Genomic DNA, 15,186 nt, shown 5'->3' with positions numbered 1-15,186 from the left:
GGAGCCAACTCGTGACCACCGACCCGGATAATCCCGTGGTCCCGGAAGAACTCGCAGAGTTACGACGGGTTTTCGAGGTTCAACTGACCCGCATCGACGGTCAACTGGCCCTGCACACACACCGCGACGACCAGACCGCCAAGGATCAGGACGACCTCAGCACCCGGCTCAGCGCGCTCGAGAACACCCGCTGGCCGCTGCCCACGGTGGCCGCACTGACCTCGGTCGGCGCGCTGGCCATCACGGTGTGGCAGGCCCTCGGCCACTAGCCTCCGAAGGCTAGCCGAGGTTTTGGTGGTGCAGGAGAAGTAGTGCCGCCGCCATGTTGGCGGCCGGGACCTCTCCGCGAGCGATCATGTCGGGGACGAGTTTGAGCGGGACCCATTCCCTGCGGTCCGACTCGAAATCGTCCTGGGGGTGGCCGATGTACGTTCCCTCGTCGGTCCAGTAGATGTGGTGCCGGGCGTCCGTGAGGCCGTTGGACGGTTCGACGCTCATCAGGTGCCGCAGCGGTCCCGGCCGCCAGCCGGTCTCCTCCTCCAATTCCCTTGCCGCCGCGTACGCGATGTCCTCCCCGTCCTCGACGACACCCGCGGCGAGTTCCCAGCCCCAGCTGTCGGTGATGAAGCGGTGCCGCCACAGCAGGAGCACTTCGTGCGCCTCATTGACGATCGTGGCGACGGCCACGGGGCGCAGCCGTATCACGAAGTGATCGAGGTGCCGGCCGTCCGGCAGAGCGACGTCTGCCAGGTTGACGCTGAACCATCGGTTTGCATACACAGTTTGTTCGTTCTGTTTCGTCCACTGCACGGTTCTGCCACCTTCCGCCGAGTTGCTGGCAATATCGCAGCAGTGGCGTCCGCGGGCTCCCCGCGTAAAGGCTCACAGTGGTACGCGCAACGCTCCATCGATGAGTTCGGCGGCCTCGGCCGTACCTGCGCATGCGCTGCGCACGAGGTGTTCGCGGACGGCCCGGAGTCTGTCGCGCAAGCGCTGCGACTCCATGCCCCGAGCGGTCTCGGCCATTTCCACGGCGGTGGCCACGGCCTGTTCCGCGTTCCCCTGTCTGAGCTGGATCTGGCTGAGCACGGCGAGCCGGTGCACCCGGCCCCGATCGTGCGCGGGAGTGTGCACCGCCTCCTGCGCGTGCTCCTTGGCGGCCGCGTAGTCCCCGAGACTCAACAGCGCCTCCGCCACCTGTACGTTGACGAATCCCGGCTGCACGTAACCCGTCTCGTCCGGCTCGTGCCCGCGCCGGATGCGATCGGCGGCGGACTCGGCACGCCGGATGCACTCCAGGGCGCTCGTGCCGTCACCGAGGTGTGCGTACGCCTTCGCCTGCATCGCGTACAGATCGGAGGCGAGCGCGGGCGTGATGTGCCGCCCCGCGGCGCGCAGCGCGGCCTCCGCGAAGGCGACGGCCTGCCGGTGGTCGCGCATGTGCAGCGACTGGTTCACGAGCAGTGCGATGACATACGCGCCGAGCCCCCTGTCGCCGCTGGCCTTCGCGAGCCGCAGCGCCTGGTGGAAATAGCGCTGCGCGAGCCCGTGCGCATCGGAGTCGTACGCGCAGATGCCCGCGATGGCCACCAACCCGCCCGTGGCGCGGTGCAGTTGGCGTCCTGTGTCGTCGGTGTAGCTGCCGCGCAGCAGGGGCGCCGCCTCGGTGTTGAGGAAGCCGACGATGCGGCTGCGCGTCGCGATGCCGCCCGCCTTGCGGTACATCTGCTCGTAGTGGGCGCGGGCCGAGCGCATCATCTCCAGGTCGGCGACGCTGACCGGGTGGCGGCCGCCGCGCGAGACGTCGTTGTCCTCGGGCGGGTTCTCCCACTCCCACACCGGCATCACCGCCGGCGTGCCGGTGACGGCGGGCGCGTCCAGGATGTGCCGGCGCTGCTGCTCGTCGGAGCGCCACAGAGCGGTGGCCCGCTCCACGAAGCCGGACAACGTCGTCACGTGCGCGGTGGCGGGCTCGCAGGAGATGCCGAGGCCGATGTCGTCGAGAGTGACGTGCCGCTGGAGCCGCGCCGCCAGCACCTCGCAGATCAGGTCGGGCACCTGGCCGCGCGGCCGCTGGCCCTTCAGCCAGCGGGCTACCGCCGTGTGTTCGTAGCGGAGGGCGAGGCCACGCGCCTTGCCCACCTGGTTCACATGAGCCGCGAGTCCCGCATGGGAAATCCCGGCCTCGTCGAGAATCGCGTCGAGCAGGGTGTTGGGCTGCATCGAGAGCCTCCGTCGCCCGGCATTGGCCCGGTGCCGCCAGCCTAGTCGAGCAGCGTTCACACGGGGTGTGATCGGAATGCCCAAGTCCGTGGCGTGTGCGCGCTGTTGTGGCTGGTTGGCACCCGCTTGACTGAACTGCCTCGCAAGAGGCCGGCCGGGCCGTCGGCTCCCCCTCGTACAGCGCGGCGGCCCGAACCCCGCGTCGTCCGCCCGCTCGCCTGCCCGACACACTCCGCGACGGGCGGACGACGCGGCCCCCGGCCTCGTACCCTCGGGCCCGCGTACGGTGGTGAACGGCCGGGAGGTCAGAGCACCTTGTGGGCGGCGCGCACGACGGGTCCGCTGTGCTGGGCGGGCACCCGGCTCCGGTCGTTGCGCAGCACGAGCAGCGCGGCGTCGTCGCAGAGCCGGCCGTCGACGTGGCACAGGAGACGGCTGTAGACGGCGTGGATGACGGCCTGGGGTGTGATGGGGCCGCGGCGCAGGGCCCCGTCGAGCGTGGAGCGCAGCGGGAAGAACCGGCCGCGGTGATCGCGGGCGTCCTCGATGCCGTCGGTGTGCAGCAGGAGCCCCTCGCCGGGCCTGATCCGCCCGCAGCGCACGGCCGGCAGCTCGGCGGGCAGCGGGAACGGGCCGAGCGGCGGCATCGGATCGCCGCCGCTCATCGGCTCCACGCAGCGCACGGCTCCGGGACGCAGCAGATACGGCCACGGGTGACCGCAGTTGAGGGCGTGCACCGCGCCGTCCCGCCGGATCTCCAGGAGCAGCACCGTCACGAACTCCTCCGCGACCGGGTTCTCCGGCTCCCCTCCCCCGGCGGCGGGATGCTCCTCCCGGGCGCGCTGACGCAGGTAGCGGGCGTGCGCGCGCTCCAACCGCCGCAGCAGCGCCCCGAGTTCGTCCTCGTCGTGCGCGGCCTCGCGAAAGCTCCCGAGGACGGCGCCGACGGTGCCGAGCGCCGCGATCCCGTGCCCTCGTACGTCGCCCATGACCACGCGGACGCCGTGGTCGGTGGCGACGACGTCGTACAGGTCGCCGCCGATGCTGGCGCCGCGGTCGGCGGACAGCTGTCCTGCGGCGAGCGCGAGACCGTCGATCCGGGACGGCAGCGGGCGCAGCAGCGCGGACTGCGCGGCGTCCGCGACGGCCCGCGCCTCGCTCAACTCCCGCATCAGGGTGTGCCGCACGCGCAATATCAGCCCCGTGCCGACGGCGAAGAAGACGGCGCTCGTCGCGATCCGCGCACCTAAGCCGTCCAACTGCGCGAGCGGACAGACGAACTTGTACGTCATGGCGACCGCGCCCCACACGGTCGGCAGGCCCAGCATCAACGTGCGCCGGGCGCGCCTCGGTCCGAGTCCCGTGGGCGCCTTGGTCTTGATACGGATCATGCCGACGGCCCCCTAGGGTCTGTCGTTTGGATCAAGCCGGGCTCGCGGGGCCCGGCACGCACGCTCGCGGCGTTGTCGTCGGTCGCCGACGCTCCGCGTCGACTCCCTCCTCCGCCTTGCGATCGCACGCACCGGACCCCGCTCCCTGACCCGGCCTGATCCAAACGACAGACCCTGGGCCCACTGCAGCGCGCTCGCCGGTCGGCCCGGCGACCGCAACGATTCTGTCCACCGCCTGCCCGTTCGGGACCGGGTCATCGAGAATCCTCACCCGAATGAGTGAGGGGTGCACCCGGTCTCCCGGATGCACCCCTCAAGTGCGGCTTTGCGCGCTGTCACGCGCCGACGCCGTTGCGCGCCTGCGTAGTTCAGGCGCCGCGCAGCACCGCGCCCGTACGCTCGGCGGCGAGCGCCACCGCCGCGTCGCGGGCGGCCGACGCCTCGTCGGCCTTCAACGTGCGGTCGCCGGCCCGGAAGCCCAGCGCGTAGGCGAGCGACTTCTTGTCGTCGCCGAGCTGCTCCGCGCTCTCGTACACGTCGAACAGGCGGATGGACTCCAGGAGTTCACCCGCGCCCTCGCGCAGCGCCTTCTCGACCTCGGCGGCCGGAACCGTCTTGTCGACGACCAGCGCGACGTCCTGCGTGGCGACGGGGAACGTGGAGATCCGCGGCGCCTCGATCAGGCCGGTGCCGGCCCGCTCCAGGACGTCGAGGTCCAGCTCCGCCGCGCAGGTGCGCTCGGGCAGGCTCAGCGCCTTGACGACGCGCGGGTGCAGCTCACCGGCGTGGCCGACGAGCGTCTCCGTGCCGTCGATGTCGACGTACAGGGCGGCGCAGCGGCCGGGGTGCCACGGCTCGTGCCGGTCGGCGCGGACCGTGAGCTCCGCGTGCGCCTCGCGGGCGAGGGTGCGCGCGGCCTCGATGGCGTCGGCCCAGTCGGCCGGTCGGCCCTTGCCCCACCAGCCGGCCTGCTCGCGGGCGCCCGCGAGGACGACGGCGGCATGACGCGGCTGCGCGGGCAGCGCGGCGTTCAGACCGGCGATCTCCTCGTCGGTCGGGCGGCGGTCGACGGGGAGGCGGACCGGGGCGATCTCCTCGCCGGTCGGCCGGAACACCAGGCCGGTCTCGAAGAGCGCCAGGTCGTGGCTGCCGCGGCCGTCGTTGCGGCGCAGGGCGTTCAGCAGCCCCGGCAGCAGCGTCGTACGGAGCGCGGGCTCCTCGTCGTTGAGCGGGTTGATCAGCTTGACGACCTTGCGGCGGGCGTCGTCCGCCTCCAGGCCGAGCTGGTCGAAGACGCCCTCGCTCAGGAACGGGTAGTTGAGCGCCTCGACGTACCCGGCACCGGCCAGCGCGCGGCCGACACGGCGGTGCAGGCGCTGGCGCGCGGTCAGGCCACGGCCCGCCGGGGGCTTCGGCAGCGTGGAGGGCAGGTTCTCGTAGCCCTCCAGGCGGATGACCTCTTCGGCGAGGTCGTTCGGGTCCACGAGGTCGGGGCGCCAGGACGGCACGGTGACCGTCAGGACGTCCTGCCCGTACGCGTCGCAGCCGACCTGCTGGAGGCGGCGCACCACGGTCTCGCGGCCGTACGTCACGCCCGCCACCTTGTCCGGGTGGTCGGCCGGGACGGTGATGGTGTGCGGCCCGGACGGGGCGACCACCTCGGTGACACCCGGCTCGGCCTTGCCGCCCGCGAGCAGCACGAGCAGGTCGACGGCGCGCTGGGCGGCGGCGGACGCGGCCTCCGGGTCGACGCCGCGCTCGAAGCGCTTGGACGCCTCGGAGGACAGCTTGTGGCGGCGCGCGGTGCGGGCGATGGAGACGGCGTCGAAGTGCGCGGCCTCGATGACGACGTCGGTGGTACCGGCGTCCTCCGCGTGGTCCGCGATCTCCGTGTTGGCGCCGCCCATCACGCCGGCGAGGCCGATCGGGCCGCGCTCGTCGGTGATGACCAGGTCCTCGGCGTCGAGCTTGCGCTTGGTGCCGTCGAGGGTGGTGAGCTGCTCGCCCTGCTCGGCGCGGCGGACGCCGATCGCGCCCTGCACGAGGGAGCGGTCGTAGGCGTGCAGCGGCTGGCCGAGCTCCATCATCACGTAGTTCGTGACGTCGACGGCGAGCGAGATCGGGCGCATGCCGACCTTCTGCAGACGGCGCTGGAGCCAGATCGGGGAGCGGTAATCGGGCGACAGACCGGCGACGGTGCGCGCGGTGAAGCGGTCGCAGCCGAGACGGTCGGCGATCTGCACCGGGTAGCCGTCCGCGTTCGGCGTCGGCACGTCGAGGAGGGCCGGGTCGCGCAGCGGCAGACCGTAGGCGATGGCGGTCTCGCGGGCGACGCCGCGGATGGACAGGCAGTCGCCGCGGTTGGCGGTGACCGCGATGTCCAGCACCTCGTCGACCAGCTCGAGCAGCTCGATGGCGTCGGTGCCGACCTCGTGCTCCGGCGGCAGCACGATGATGCCGTGCGTGCCGTCGTCGCCCATGCCGAGCTCGTCGGTGGAGCAGATCATGCCGTGCGAGGTCTTGCCGTACGTCTTGCGCGCGGCGATCGCGAAGTCGCCGGGCAGCACGGCGCCCGGCAGGACCACGACGACCTTGTCGCCGACGGCGAAGTTCCGGGCGCCGCAGACGATCTCCTGCGGCTCACCGGTGCCGTTGGCCTGCCCGACGTCGACGGTGCAGAAGCGGATGGGCTTCTTGAAGCCCTCCAGCTCCTCGATGGTCTTGACCTGACCGACGACGAGGGGGCCCTTGAGGCCTGCGCCGAGCTGCTCGACCGTCTCGACCTCAAGGCCGGCGGACACGAGCTTGGCCTGTACGTCGCGGCCGGTCTCGGAGGCGGGGAGGTCGACGTACTCCCGCAGCCAGGAAAGCGGGATACGCATCAGATCTCCATCCCGAACGGCCGGGTGAAGCGGACGTCACCCTCGACCATGTCTCGCATGTCTTCGACGTTGTGGCGGAACATCAGCATCCGTTCGATGCCGAACCCGAAGGCGAATCCGCTGTACTTCTCGGGGTCCACACCGCAGGCGACGAGCACCTTCGGGTTGACCATGCCGCAGCCGCCCAGCTCGATCCAGCCCTCGGAGGAGCAGGTGCGGCAGGGGCGGTCGGCGTTGCCGACGGACTCGCCGCGGCACACGTAGCAGACCATGTCCATCTCGGCGGACGGCTCGGTGAACGGGAAGAAGTTCGGGCGCAGCCGCGTCTTCATCTCCTTGCCGAACAGTGCCTGGACCATGTGGTCGAGGGTGCCCTTGAGGTCCGCCATGGTGAGGCCCTCGTCGATGGCGATCAGCTCGACCTGGTTGAAGACGGGGGTGTGCGTGGCGTCCAGCTCGTCGGAGCGGTACACGCGGCCGGGGCAGATCACGTAGACCGGCGGCTCCCGGTCCAGCATCGAGCGGATCTGCACGGGCGAGGTGTGCGTACGCAGCACGAGCCCGGCCTCGGCATCATCCCCGGCGCCTCGCGCCTCTTGGGCGCCCTGGACGAAGAAGGTGTCCTGGGTGCCGCGGGCGGGGTGGTCCGGGCCGATGTTGAGCGCGTCGAAGTTGAACCACTCGGCCTCGATCTCCGGGCCCTCGGCGACCTCGTAGCCCATGGCCACGAAGACGTCCTCGATGCGCTCGGAGAGCGTGGTCAGCGGGTGCCGGGCGCCGGCCTGCGCGCGGTCGTGGGGCAGCGTGACATCCACGGCCTCCTCGACCAGGACGCGCGCGTCGCGCTCGGCCTCCAGCTCGGCCTGGCGGGCGGCGAGGCCCCGGCCGACGGCGGCGCGGGCCTGCCCGACGAGCTTGCCCGCCGCGGCCTTGGCCTGCGGCGGCAGCGCACCGATCTCGCGGTTGGCGAGCGCCAGCGGCGAGGTGCCGCCGGTGTGCGCGACCTTGGCCTCCTGGAGCGCCTCGAGCGAGTCCGCGGCGGCGAAGGCGTCGAGCGCCTCCTTCTGGACGCGCTCGATCTCTTCCGGTTTCAGTGCCTCGACCTCGACAGGGTCGTACGACTTGTTCGGTGCCGACATCTCTTCCCGTGCTTCCGATTGGCGTGGCTGATGGTCCCGCAGACGCGTTCGACGGCCGTCGAGTGGCGGGGACGCAAACGTGCCAAAGGACGAGTCTAACGGGGGTGAGGTGTGCGGATGCGCCCGTGGTGCCCGGCCGGTCAGCTGGTGAGATACGCCGGCGTCGCCACGGGCAACGTAAATCGGAACTCGGCGCCGCCGCCGGGCGCCCGGCCGACGGTGATCGACCCGCCGTGGGCCTCGACGATGCCCTTGACGATGTAGAGCCCGAGGCCCGTGCCGCCGCGCTTGCTGCCCCGCCAGAAGCGGGTGAAGACGCGGTTCATGGACTCCTCCGGGATGCCGGGGCCCTCGTCGCTCACGGTGACCGACGTGCCGGTGGGCCGGGTTGGCTCGACGTCAATGGTGACGGTTCCCTCGCCATGACGCACGGCGTTTTCCAGCAAGTTGCTCAGGACCTGGTCGACCTTGTCCGGGTCGGCCCACGGGTCGGGCAGCGGATGCTTGACGCGCAGCAGGAACCGGTCGGCCGACTGCCCCGCGGCGACGTGCGCCTGGATGTGCCGGGAGACGGCGGCCGCGATGTCGACGGGCTGCCGCCGCAGTTCGAGCCGCCCGGAGTCGATCCGGGAGATGTCGAGCAGCTCGGCGATGAGCCGGGTCACCCGGTTCGCATCGGCGTCGACCGTCTCCAGCATCAGCCGCTTCTGCTCGTCGGTGAAACGCTCCCACTTGGCGAGCAGCGTCGCGGTGAAGCCCTTCACCGAGGTCAGCGGGGAGCGCAGCTCGTGGGCGACGGTGGCGATCAGCTCGGCGTGGCTGCGTTCGGTACGCCGCCGGGCCTCGGTGTCCCGCAGCGACACGACGACGCGGCGCACGGGCCCCTTCGGCCGGACCCGTACGTAACGCGCGGTGACCAGGACCTCCCGGCCGCCCGGCAGCAGCAGGTTCCGCTCGGGCTGTCCGCCCCGGATGGCGAGGCCGCCGTACGGATCGGTGAGCTGCCACCAGCGCCGGCCCTCGAGGTCCTCCAACGGGAGGACCCGCTCCAGCGGCGCGTCCAGCGCGGTGCCCGCGCGGACCGCGGTGATGCGCTCCGCGGCGGCGTTGAAGCAGATGACGCGGCCGCGCTCGTCCGCGACGACGAGGCCGTCGGGCAGGTCGTCGGGGTGGATACCGAGAGCGGCGAGCTCGTCGGGCCCGGACGCGGCGGGACCGGCCAGTCCGCGCGATCCGCTGCCATTGACGACGCTCATCTCCCGCGCTCCCCCTCCCGGCGGTCGATCCGGAAGAGTCACCCTACTAGCCGGGAGTGACGGAACGGCACCCTCCGGGGGCACGCTGCGCACGCGCGGAGGCGTACAGGCAAACGGCGGCCGCCGTCGCGAGGTTGAGGCTCTCGGCCTTGCCGTGGATGGGCACGCGCACGACGGCGTCGGCGAGTGCGCGGGTCTCCTCCGGCAGGCCCCAGGCCTCGTTGCCGAACACCCAGGCGGTCGCGGCGCCCATGGTCCCCTGGTCCAGCTCGGCGTCGAGGTCGTCCTCGCCCGCTCCGTCGGCGGCGAGAATTCGAACGCCCGCCTCCTTGAGCCCGGCGACGGCCTCCTCGACGGGTACGCCCACGGCGACGGGCAAGTGGAAGAGCGAGCCGACGGAGGCCCGCACCGCCTTGGGGTTGTACAGGTCCACGGAGGCGTCGGTCAGCACGACGGCCTCAGCGCCCGCGGCGTCGGCGCACCGGAGCACGGTCCCGGCGTTCCCGGGGTCACGCACATGCGCGAGGACGGCGACGAGCTTGGGCCGCGCGGCGAGGATCTCCTCGAACGGCGTGTCCAGGAACCGGCACACCCCCACGAGGCCCTGCGGGGTGACGGTGGTGGAGATGTCGGCGATGACGTCCTCTTCGGCGAGGTGCACCCGGGCGCCCGCGTCCCTGGCCTCCCCGACGATGTCGGCGTAGCGCTCGGCGGCGTCCACGGTCGCGAACATCTCGACGAGCCCACCGTGCGCGGCGGCCTCCCGCACCGCCTGCGGCCCCTCGGCCAGGAACAGCCGCTCCTTCCCCCGGAAATTCCGCTTGGCCAGCCGCCGAGCGGCGCTCACGCGGGGCGACTTGGGGGAGATCAACTCGGGCGTTGCGACCATGCGGGGAACCTTCGGGATGGTGACGGGGTTGGGGCCTGCCCCACGGGCACGCGGCACCGGGGGCCGCCTTGCCCACCCTGCCGCCCCAGGCGGCAGATTGCCCAAGGCGGGAGCGGCACTATCAGCCCCGTGGCGGGTGGGCATTTCAAGCCCCTGCGGCGATTGAGCAGCGGGGTCCGGGGCGGAGCCCCGTGGCGTGGGGACGGACGCCCCGAACAACGTGGGACCCGCAAGCCACACGGCTTGCGGGTCCCACGTCACATACGGCTCAGCGGAGCGTTCACGCAGCCTTGGGCGCGTTCACGTCGGCCGGCAGCGCCTTCTGCGCAACCTCGACGAGGGCGGCGAACGCGTTGATGTCGTTCACGGCCAGCTCGGCCAGCATCTTGCGGTCCACCTCGATGTTGGCGGCCTTCAGACCCTGGATGAGGCGGTTGTACGTCATGCCGTTCTGGCGGGCAGCGGCGTTGATGCGCTGGATCCACAGCTGACGGAAGTCGCCCTTGCGCTTCTTGCGGTCGTTGTAGTTGTAGACGAGGGAGTGGGTGACCTGCTCCTTCGCCTTGCGGTACAGGCGCGAACGCTGACCGCGGTAGCCGCTGGCCTGCTCGAGGATCGCCCGACGCTTCTTGTGCGCGTTCACCGCGCGCTTGACGCGTGCCACTGTTAACTCCTTGTAGCGGGGCCGGGGTTGTTGTCACCCGGCCCGAATTCGAATGGGTCCCGGTCTAGCCGACGTACAGGGCGTGAAGACGCCCGTACATCACTTGCCGAGAAGCTTCTTGATCTTCGCGGCGTCGCCCGGGGCCATCTCGGCGTTGCCGGTGAGGCGACGCGTCACGCGGGACGACTTGTGCTCGAGCAGGTGGCGCTTGCCGGCGCGCTCGCGCATCACCTTGCCGGAGCCGGTGATCTTGAAGCGCTTGCTGGCACCGCTGTGCGACTTGTTCTTCGGCATGGCGCCGTTCTCTCCTCGTCAGTGGCGCTCCCGGCCGGTCCGTGCGTGGCGCGAACCGGCCGTGATGGAACGTCAGTTGTGTCAGTTGGTATCCGTGGCGCACGGGCTGTGCGCGGCACGGATCATGCCTCGGCCGGAGCCTCGGCGGGGGTTTCCGCGGGTGCCTCGGCGACGTCCTCGTCGGCCTGGTCCTCGGCAACGTTCTGCGACTTGCCGGGGTTGGCCTTCGCGTCGGCCTTACGGGCGGCCTGCGCCTCGCGGGCCTCGGCCATCGCCTCGGTCTTCTTCTTGTGCGGACCGAGGACCATGATCATGTTTCGGCCGTCCTGCTTCGGGTTCGACTCGATGAACCCGAGGTCCTGGACGTCGTTCGCGAGACGCTGCAGCAGCCGGAAGCCGAGCTCCGGACGGGACTGCTCGCGACCACGGAACATGATCGTGATCTTGACCTTGTCGCCCTGCTTGAGGAACCGGACGACGTGACCCTTCTTGGTGTCATAGTCGTGCGGGTCGATCTTCGGCCGGAGCTTCATCTCCTTGATGACCGTGTGCGCCTGGTTCTTGCGCGCCTCACGGGCCTTCATGGCCGACTCGTACTTGAACTTCCCGTAGTCCATGAGCTTGCATACGGGCGGACGGGCGTTCGCCGCCACCTCGACCAGGTCGAGGTCGTACTCCTGAGCAAGCTCAAGGGCCTTGGCAAGCGGAACAATCCCGACCTGCTCGCCGCTGGGACCGACAAGTCGCACTTCGGGAACGCGAATCCGGTCGTTGATGCGGGGCTCGGCGCTGATGGATCCTCCTCGGTAGCACCACACGACGGCCTGGCGGACCGCCGCGTACGTTTTGACGTAAGTACCAACCGCGCCGAAACACAAAAAATGCCCCGGACGGTACACAGGCAGGGCTCCAAGAATTACCGGAGCACCACCACGGTGGACCGCGGGGCGCAGACTCGGACGGTTCCGTCGTCCGTACGGAACGACGGTGACCGTCTGACCGGTGACCCACCGCCCTGGTCGGGCGGTCAGGTGGGAGATCGGAGCCTCCACTTGTGGGCCGGTCACTTCATCCGCGAGGACGTGTGTCCGGCCGGTCGTTACACAAGGTTAGCAGGACTTGGGGGGTGCGCCCAATCGGGTGCGCGCGACATATCGTGGGGCCCATGAGTGACGCGACCCCCGCAACCGACAACCCCGACTACGACGCGCTGACCCGCGACATCGCCGAGGTGCCCGCCGTAGAAGTCATCGTGACGGTCGCGGTGAACCTGATGAGCGCCGCCGCGGTGAAGCTCGGCCTCACCGAGGAGGGCGACGCCCACAAGGACCTCGACGAGGCGCGGAAGCTGATCCACGCCCTGGCCGGCCTGCTCGACGGCAGCGCCACGGAGATCAGCTCCTTCCACGCCGCCCCGCTGAAGGACGGCCTGAAGTCGCTGCAGCTCGCGTTCCGCGAGGCCTCGGTCGTACCGGACGAGCCGGGCAAGGGCCCGGGCGAGAAGTACACGGGCGCCGTGTACGGCTGAACATCAAAGGGCTACGTACTACGTACGTAGCCGAAATCACTGACGTACGTAGAGGGGCTCGCCCGGCGGCGTCGCCTCGGTCGGCAGGAGCGCCAGATCGAGGCCGCGCACCAGGCGGGCCCTCAGTGTTTCGTCGGCGGCGATGCGGCCGGCGAGGGCCTGGGCCGTGGCCTGGACGTCGGCGTCCGCGTCGAGGACCAGGGCCAGGGTGCCGTCCGCCTGGCCGGGACCCAGGTAGGCGCGGGCCACGGCCGGCTCGGCGGCGACCGCCGTGCGCGCGGCCTCCCTGACGGCGGGGTCGGCGAGCGGGTCGGCGTCGGTGCGGCCCTCCGCGAGGGCGTACAGGGCCGGGCCCGTCAGCTCGTACGGGACGGGTCCCGCGACGTCGAGGACGACGGTGTCGGCCTTCTCGTGGGCGGCGGCCTGGAGCGCCTGGTGCAGCGGGACGGCCACCGGGCGGGCCTCGGGGTCCCACAGGGCGAGCGACTCGGTCGAGGTGAAAGCGGGGAGCGCCTTGCGGCCCGCCGCCTTCAGGGTCGGGACCGCCATGTCGCTCGTCTTCTCGCGGCGAAGCCCGTTCTCGTCCTCCTCCACCTCGCCGAGCACCGCGACGATCGGGACGAGCAGCCGGGTGTCCTTGAGCGCCGCAAGGACCGGGCCGTGGGCCGTGCGGTCCCGCGACCACGCGGCCAGGGCCTCGGTCAGGTGCGGGTCCGCCGTACCGTCGTCGTCGGAGAAGCCGGGGTCGGGAATGTTCTTGTTCGCCACGTTCACCGAGCCTACCGAGCGGCCGGGGACGGATTCTCAGCGGACCCTGAGCCGCGACTCATGGTCCGCACAGGGTGGCCGCGGAGCATCGCGGCATGTCCCACCGCTCCCGTCCGTCCCGTCCGGCCCTTCGGCGACCCCGCGTCTACGCCGCCGTCACCTCGGTGGTGCTCGCCGCCGCGATCGCCGGCACTACGGTCTATGCGCAGACGCAGCCGCACACCGCGGCCGCCCTCGTCTCGCACGCCGCCTCGGCGTCGAAGGAGAGTGCAACCGTGGACAGGGACGCCGAGCTGGCCGAGGCGGTGAAGGCGGCCGCTCAGGGGCACGAGGGCGAGGTCTCCGTCACCGTCCTGAACGAGACCGACGGGACGAGCGCCTCGTACGCGTCGGGGGACGGAACGTACGACACCGCGAGCATCGTGAAGGTCGACGTGCTCGCCACGCTGCTGCTGCGGGCACAGGACGAGGGGCGGGCGCTGACCGCGCAGGAGCGGACGTACGCCACCGCGATGATCGAGAGCAGCGACAACGACGCGACGACCGCGCTCTGGAACGAGCTGGACGGGGCCGACGGGCTCGACGCGGCGAACGAGCGGCTCGGGCTCACCGGGACCAGCGGTGGCGACGGCTCGCTGTGGGGGCTCACGCAGACCACATCGGACGATCAACTCGCCCTGCTCAAGCAGGTGTTCGGGGTCGGCGACGATCTCGCACTGAGCAAGGAATCGCGGTCGTACGTCCAGGAGCTCATGGGGAACGTGGAGAGCGATCAGGCGTGGGGCGTGTCCGCGGCAGGGGACGGCGACGCCGCGCTGAAGAACGGGTGGCTCCAGCGCAGCACCACGGGGCTGTGGGACATCAACAGCATCGGGCGGGTCACCGTGGACGGGCAGCGGTACCTGGTGGCCGTCGTCTCCCACGGCAGCGCCACCAAGGCCGCGGGCATCGATCTCGTCGAGGACGTGGCGAAGGCCGCCGTGCCGGTGGTCAGCGGCGGCGCGTGAGGCGGTGGCCGCGCCACAGGTAGCCGGCCGCGCCGAGCAGCAGCACCCCGACGGTGCCCGCGAGCACGCCCACCCAGGTGGAGAGGGAACCGCTGGAGTCGTCGTCGGGTCCCGGGCCGAAGTACTTCTCGCCGTACGAGGCCGGGGTCAGGCGCTGCGGCTTCAGCTTCGCGCCGGCGGTGATCGCGGCGGCCGGGTCGACGAGGCCGAAGCCGCGGGAGTCGTCGCGGCCACCGGAGGGCGGATCGTCGGCCGTGTCCTCCATGAGCTTCTTGATCTGCGCGGGGCTCAGGCCGGGGTGGGCGCCGCGGACCAGGGCGACGGCTCCTGACACGAACGCGGAGGCGGCGCTCGTCCCCCACGCCGAGTAGTACTTGCGGTCGGGGTCGGCCGTGACGATGCCCCGGCCCGGCGCGGCGACGGAGGCGTACCAGCGGCGGGTGGAGAACGAGGCGCGGGCGCCGGTCGAGTCGACGGCCGTGGCGGTGATGACGCCGGGGTACGCGGCCGGGTAGGAGGCGTGGTCGCCCTCCTCGCCGCCGTTGCCCGCGGAGGCGACGACGGAGACGCCCTTCTTCAGCGCGTACTGGACGGCAGCGTCCTCGCTCGCCTCGGGGTGGGCGGTGTTCGAGTCGTCGCCGAGGGACAGGTTGATGACGTCGGCGCCGTGGTCGGCGGCCCAGCGGATGCCCTCGGAGAGCGCGTTGCCACGGCTCTCCCTGGCCTTGGCGCGGGACGGGTCGCCGTCCTCCAGGATCACCCGGACCGGCAGGATCTTCGCCTCGGGTGCCACGCCCATGACGCCGTCGCCGTCGTCCTTGCCGTGCCCGTGGCCCGCGATGATCCCGGCCATCGCGGTGCCGTGCCGGGCCCAGGGGCGGTCGCCGCGCTCGGCGCCGAAGCCGATGAGGTCCTTGCCGGGCAGCACGCTGCCCTTGAGGTCCGGGTGCTCGTCGTCGACGCCCGTGTCCAGGACGGCCACCGTGATGCCCTTGCCCCGGGTCGTCCTCCAGGCCTCGTCGGTGTGCAGCGCGGTGAGGCCCCACTGCTGGGAGCGGACCGAGTCGGCGTGGGCGGCGGTGGCGGGGAGCAGCGCGAGGGTGGCCGCGGTGCCGATCGCGGCGATCGTGTGCTGACGCTTCATG

General features: G+C 71.5%; 15 protein-coding genes. 3 read left to right on the top strand and 12 right to left on the bottom strand.

Translation table 11 applies throughout. The features are described 5' to 3' along the window. The first annotated feature begins 11 nt into the window (after positions 1 to 11). The gene (locus ACOKM3_RS32820; RefSeq protein ID WP_266721604.1) at positions 12 to 269 is read left to right on the top strand and encodes a hypothetical protein; all 258 of its coding nucleotides are present in this window, start codon (positions 12 to 14) and stop codon (positions 267 to 269) included. Between the two features lie 10 nt (positions 270 to 279). Here the strand turns inward: ACOKM3_RS32820 and ACOKM3_RS32815 are convergent, their stop codons facing one another. The 10 genes from ACOKM3_RS32815 to infC form a co-directional block, all read right to left on the bottom strand. Further along, positions 280 to 810 (bottom strand): NUDIX hydrolase, encoded by a 531-nt coding sequence (locus ACOKM3_RS32815; protein WP_426904874.1) that lies wholly within the window; start codon positions 808 to 810, stop codon positions 280 to 282. Positions 811 to 882: 72 nt separating this feature from the next. Then, a complete protein-coding gene (locus tag ACOKM3_RS32810; protein WP_426904873.1) occupies positions 883 to 2,223 on the bottom strand; it encodes a tetratricopeptide repeat protein in 1,341 nt (446 codons plus the stop codon). A gap of 305 nt (positions 2,224 to 2,528) precedes the next feature. Next, a complete protein-coding gene (locus ACOKM3_RS32805; RefSeq protein WP_426904872.1) occupies positions 2,529 to 3,614 on the bottom strand; it encodes a PP2C family protein-serine/threonine phosphatase in 1,086 nt (361 codons plus the stop codon). A 368-nt stretch (positions 3,615 to 3,982) separates the two neighbouring features. Next, positions 3,983 to 6,496, bottom strand: a complete 2,514-nt coding sequence (pheT, locus tag ACOKM3_RS32800) for a phenylalanine--tRNA ligase subunit beta (protein WP_426904871.1) — start codon at positions 6,494 to 6,496, stop codon at positions 3,983 to 3,985. Next, positions 6,496 to 7,635: a phenylalanine--tRNA ligase subunit alpha gene (gene pheS / locus ACOKM3_RS32795; protein WP_426904870.1), complete on the bottom strand. Its 1,140-nt coding sequence runs from the start codon at positions 7,633 to 7,635 to the stop codon at positions 6,496 to 6,498. The genes pheT and pheS overlap by 1 nt, the downstream gene beginning before the upstream one ends. 140 nt (positions 7,636 to 7,775) lie before the next feature. Continuing rightward, the gene (locus ACOKM3_RS32790) at positions 7,776 to 8,891 is read right to left on the bottom strand and encodes a sensor histidine kinase (RefSeq protein WP_426904869.1); all 1,116 of its coding nucleotides are present in this window, start codon (positions 8,889 to 8,891) and stop codon (positions 7,776 to 7,778) included. 46 nt (positions 8,892 to 8,937) lie between these two features. Beyond that, positions 8,938 to 9,780 carry a TrmH family RNA methyltransferase gene (locus ACOKM3_RS32785; RefSeq protein ID WP_426904868.1) on the bottom strand — a complete coding sequence of 281 codons (843 nt, stop codon included), beginning with the start codon at positions 9,778 to 9,780 and terminating at the stop codon, positions 8,938 to 8,940. Positions 9,781 to 10,060: 280 nt separating this feature from the next. Then, positions 10,061 to 10,444 carry a 50S ribosomal protein L20 gene (gene rplT, locus ACOKM3_RS32780; protein WP_266721589.1) on the bottom strand — a complete coding sequence of 128 codons (384 nt, stop codon included), beginning with the start codon at positions 10,442 to 10,444 and terminating at the stop codon, positions 10,061 to 10,063. Between the two features lie 99 nt (positions 10,445 to 10,543). Beyond that, a complete protein-coding gene (gene rpmI, locus ACOKM3_RS32775) occupies positions 10,544 to 10,738 on the bottom strand; it encodes a 50S ribosomal protein L35 (RefSeq protein ID WP_266721587.1) in 195 nt (64 codons plus the stop codon). A gap of 122 nt (positions 10,739 to 10,860) precedes the next feature. Further along, positions 10,861 to 11,556 (bottom strand): translation initiation factor IF-3, encoded by a 696-nt coding sequence (gene infC, locus ACOKM3_RS32770; RefSeq protein ID WP_426904867.1) that lies wholly within the window; start codon positions 11,554 to 11,556, stop codon positions 10,861 to 10,863. Positions 11,557 to 11,903: 347 nt separating this feature from the next. On the opposite strand from infC, the gene ACOKM3_RS32765 reads away from it, so the two are divergent. Continuing rightward, positions 11,904 to 12,266, top strand: a complete 363-nt coding sequence (locus ACOKM3_RS32765; protein ID WP_426904866.1) for a DUF1844 domain-containing protein — start codon at positions 11,904 to 11,906, stop codon at positions 12,264 to 12,266. Positions 12,267 to 12,302: 36 nt separating this feature from the next. Here ACOKM3_RS32765 and ACOKM3_RS32760 read toward each other — a convergent pair whose 3' ends face one another. Beyond that, complete coding sequence (locus ACOKM3_RS32760; protein ID WP_426904865.1) at positions 12,303 to 13,034, bottom strand: SseB family protein; 732 nt, start codon at positions 13,032 to 13,034, stop codon at positions 12,303 to 12,305. A gap of 95 nt (positions 13,035 to 13,129) precedes the next feature. Between ACOKM3_RS32760 and ACOKM3_RS32755 the strand changes: the two genes are divergently transcribed. Further along, the gene (locus tag ACOKM3_RS32755; protein WP_426904864.1) at positions 13,130 to 14,041 is read left to right on the top strand and encodes a serine hydrolase; all 912 of its coding nucleotides are present in this window, start codon (positions 13,130 to 13,132) and stop codon (positions 14,039 to 14,041) included. On the opposite strand, the gene mycP is transcribed toward ACOKM3_RS32755, so the two are convergent. Continuing rightward, positions 14,025 to 15,185 carry a type VII secretion-associated serine protease mycosin gene (gene mycP / locus ACOKM3_RS32750; protein WP_426904863.1) on the bottom strand — a complete coding sequence of 387 codons (1,161 nt, stop codon included), beginning with the start codon at positions 15,183 to 15,185 and terminating at the stop codon, positions 14,025 to 14,027. The two genes, ACOKM3_RS32755 and mycP, sit on opposite strands and share 17 nt — an antisense overlap. Position 15,186 lies beyond the last annotated feature (1 nt).

Source organism: Streptomyces nidicola, from assembly GCF_050106155.1.
Classification (GTDB): Bacteria; Actinomycetota; Actinomycetes; order Streptomycetales; family Streptomycetaceae; genus Streptomyces.
This window is presented reverse-complemented; position numbering and strand designations above follow the sequence as displayed.

What these genes read in the sequence shown, in the direction of transcription:
- pheT (WP_426904871.1), bottom strand. Translation starts at nt 6,496, where the DNA reads ATGCGTATCCCGCTTTCCTGGCTGCGGGAGTACGTCGACCTCCCCGCC.
- mycP (WP_426904863.1), bottom strand. Translation starts at nt 15,185, where the DNA reads ATGAAGCGTCAGCACACGATCGCCGCGATCGGCACCGCGGCCACCCTC.
- ACOKM3_RS32785 (WP_426904868.1), bottom strand. Translation starts at nt 9,780, where the DNA reads ATGGTCGCAACGCCCGAGTTGATCTCCCCCAAGTCGCCCCGCGTGAGC.
- ACOKM3_RS32790 (WP_426904869.1), bottom strand. Translation starts at nt 8,891, where the DNA reads ATGAGCGTCGTCAATGGCAGCGGATCGCGCGGACTGGCCGGTCCCGCC.
- ACOKM3_RS32810 (WP_426904873.1), bottom strand. Translation starts at nt 2,223, where the DNA reads ATGCAGCCCAACACCCTGCTCGACGCGATTCTCGACGAGGCCGGGATT.
- rpmI (WP_266721587.1), bottom strand. Translation starts at nt 10,738, where the DNA reads ATGCCGAAGAACAAGTCGCACAGCGGTGCCAGCAAGCGCTTCAAGATC.
- ACOKM3_RS32765 (WP_426904866.1), top strand. Translation starts at nt 11,904, where the DNA reads ATGAGTGACGCGACCCCCGCAACCGACAACCCCGACTACGACGCGCTG.
- pheS (WP_426904870.1), bottom strand. Translation starts at nt 7,635, where the DNA reads ATGTCGGCACCGAACAAGTCGTACGACCCTGTCGAGGTCGAGGCACTG.
- ACOKM3_RS32805 (WP_426904872.1), bottom strand. Translation starts at nt 3,614, where the DNA reads ATGATCCGTATCAAGACCAAGGCGCCCACGGGACTCGGACCGAGGCGC.
- ACOKM3_RS32755 (WP_426904864.1), top strand. Translation starts at nt 13,130, where the DNA reads ATGTCCCACCGCTCCCGTCCGTCCCGTCCGGCCCTTCGGCGACCCCGC.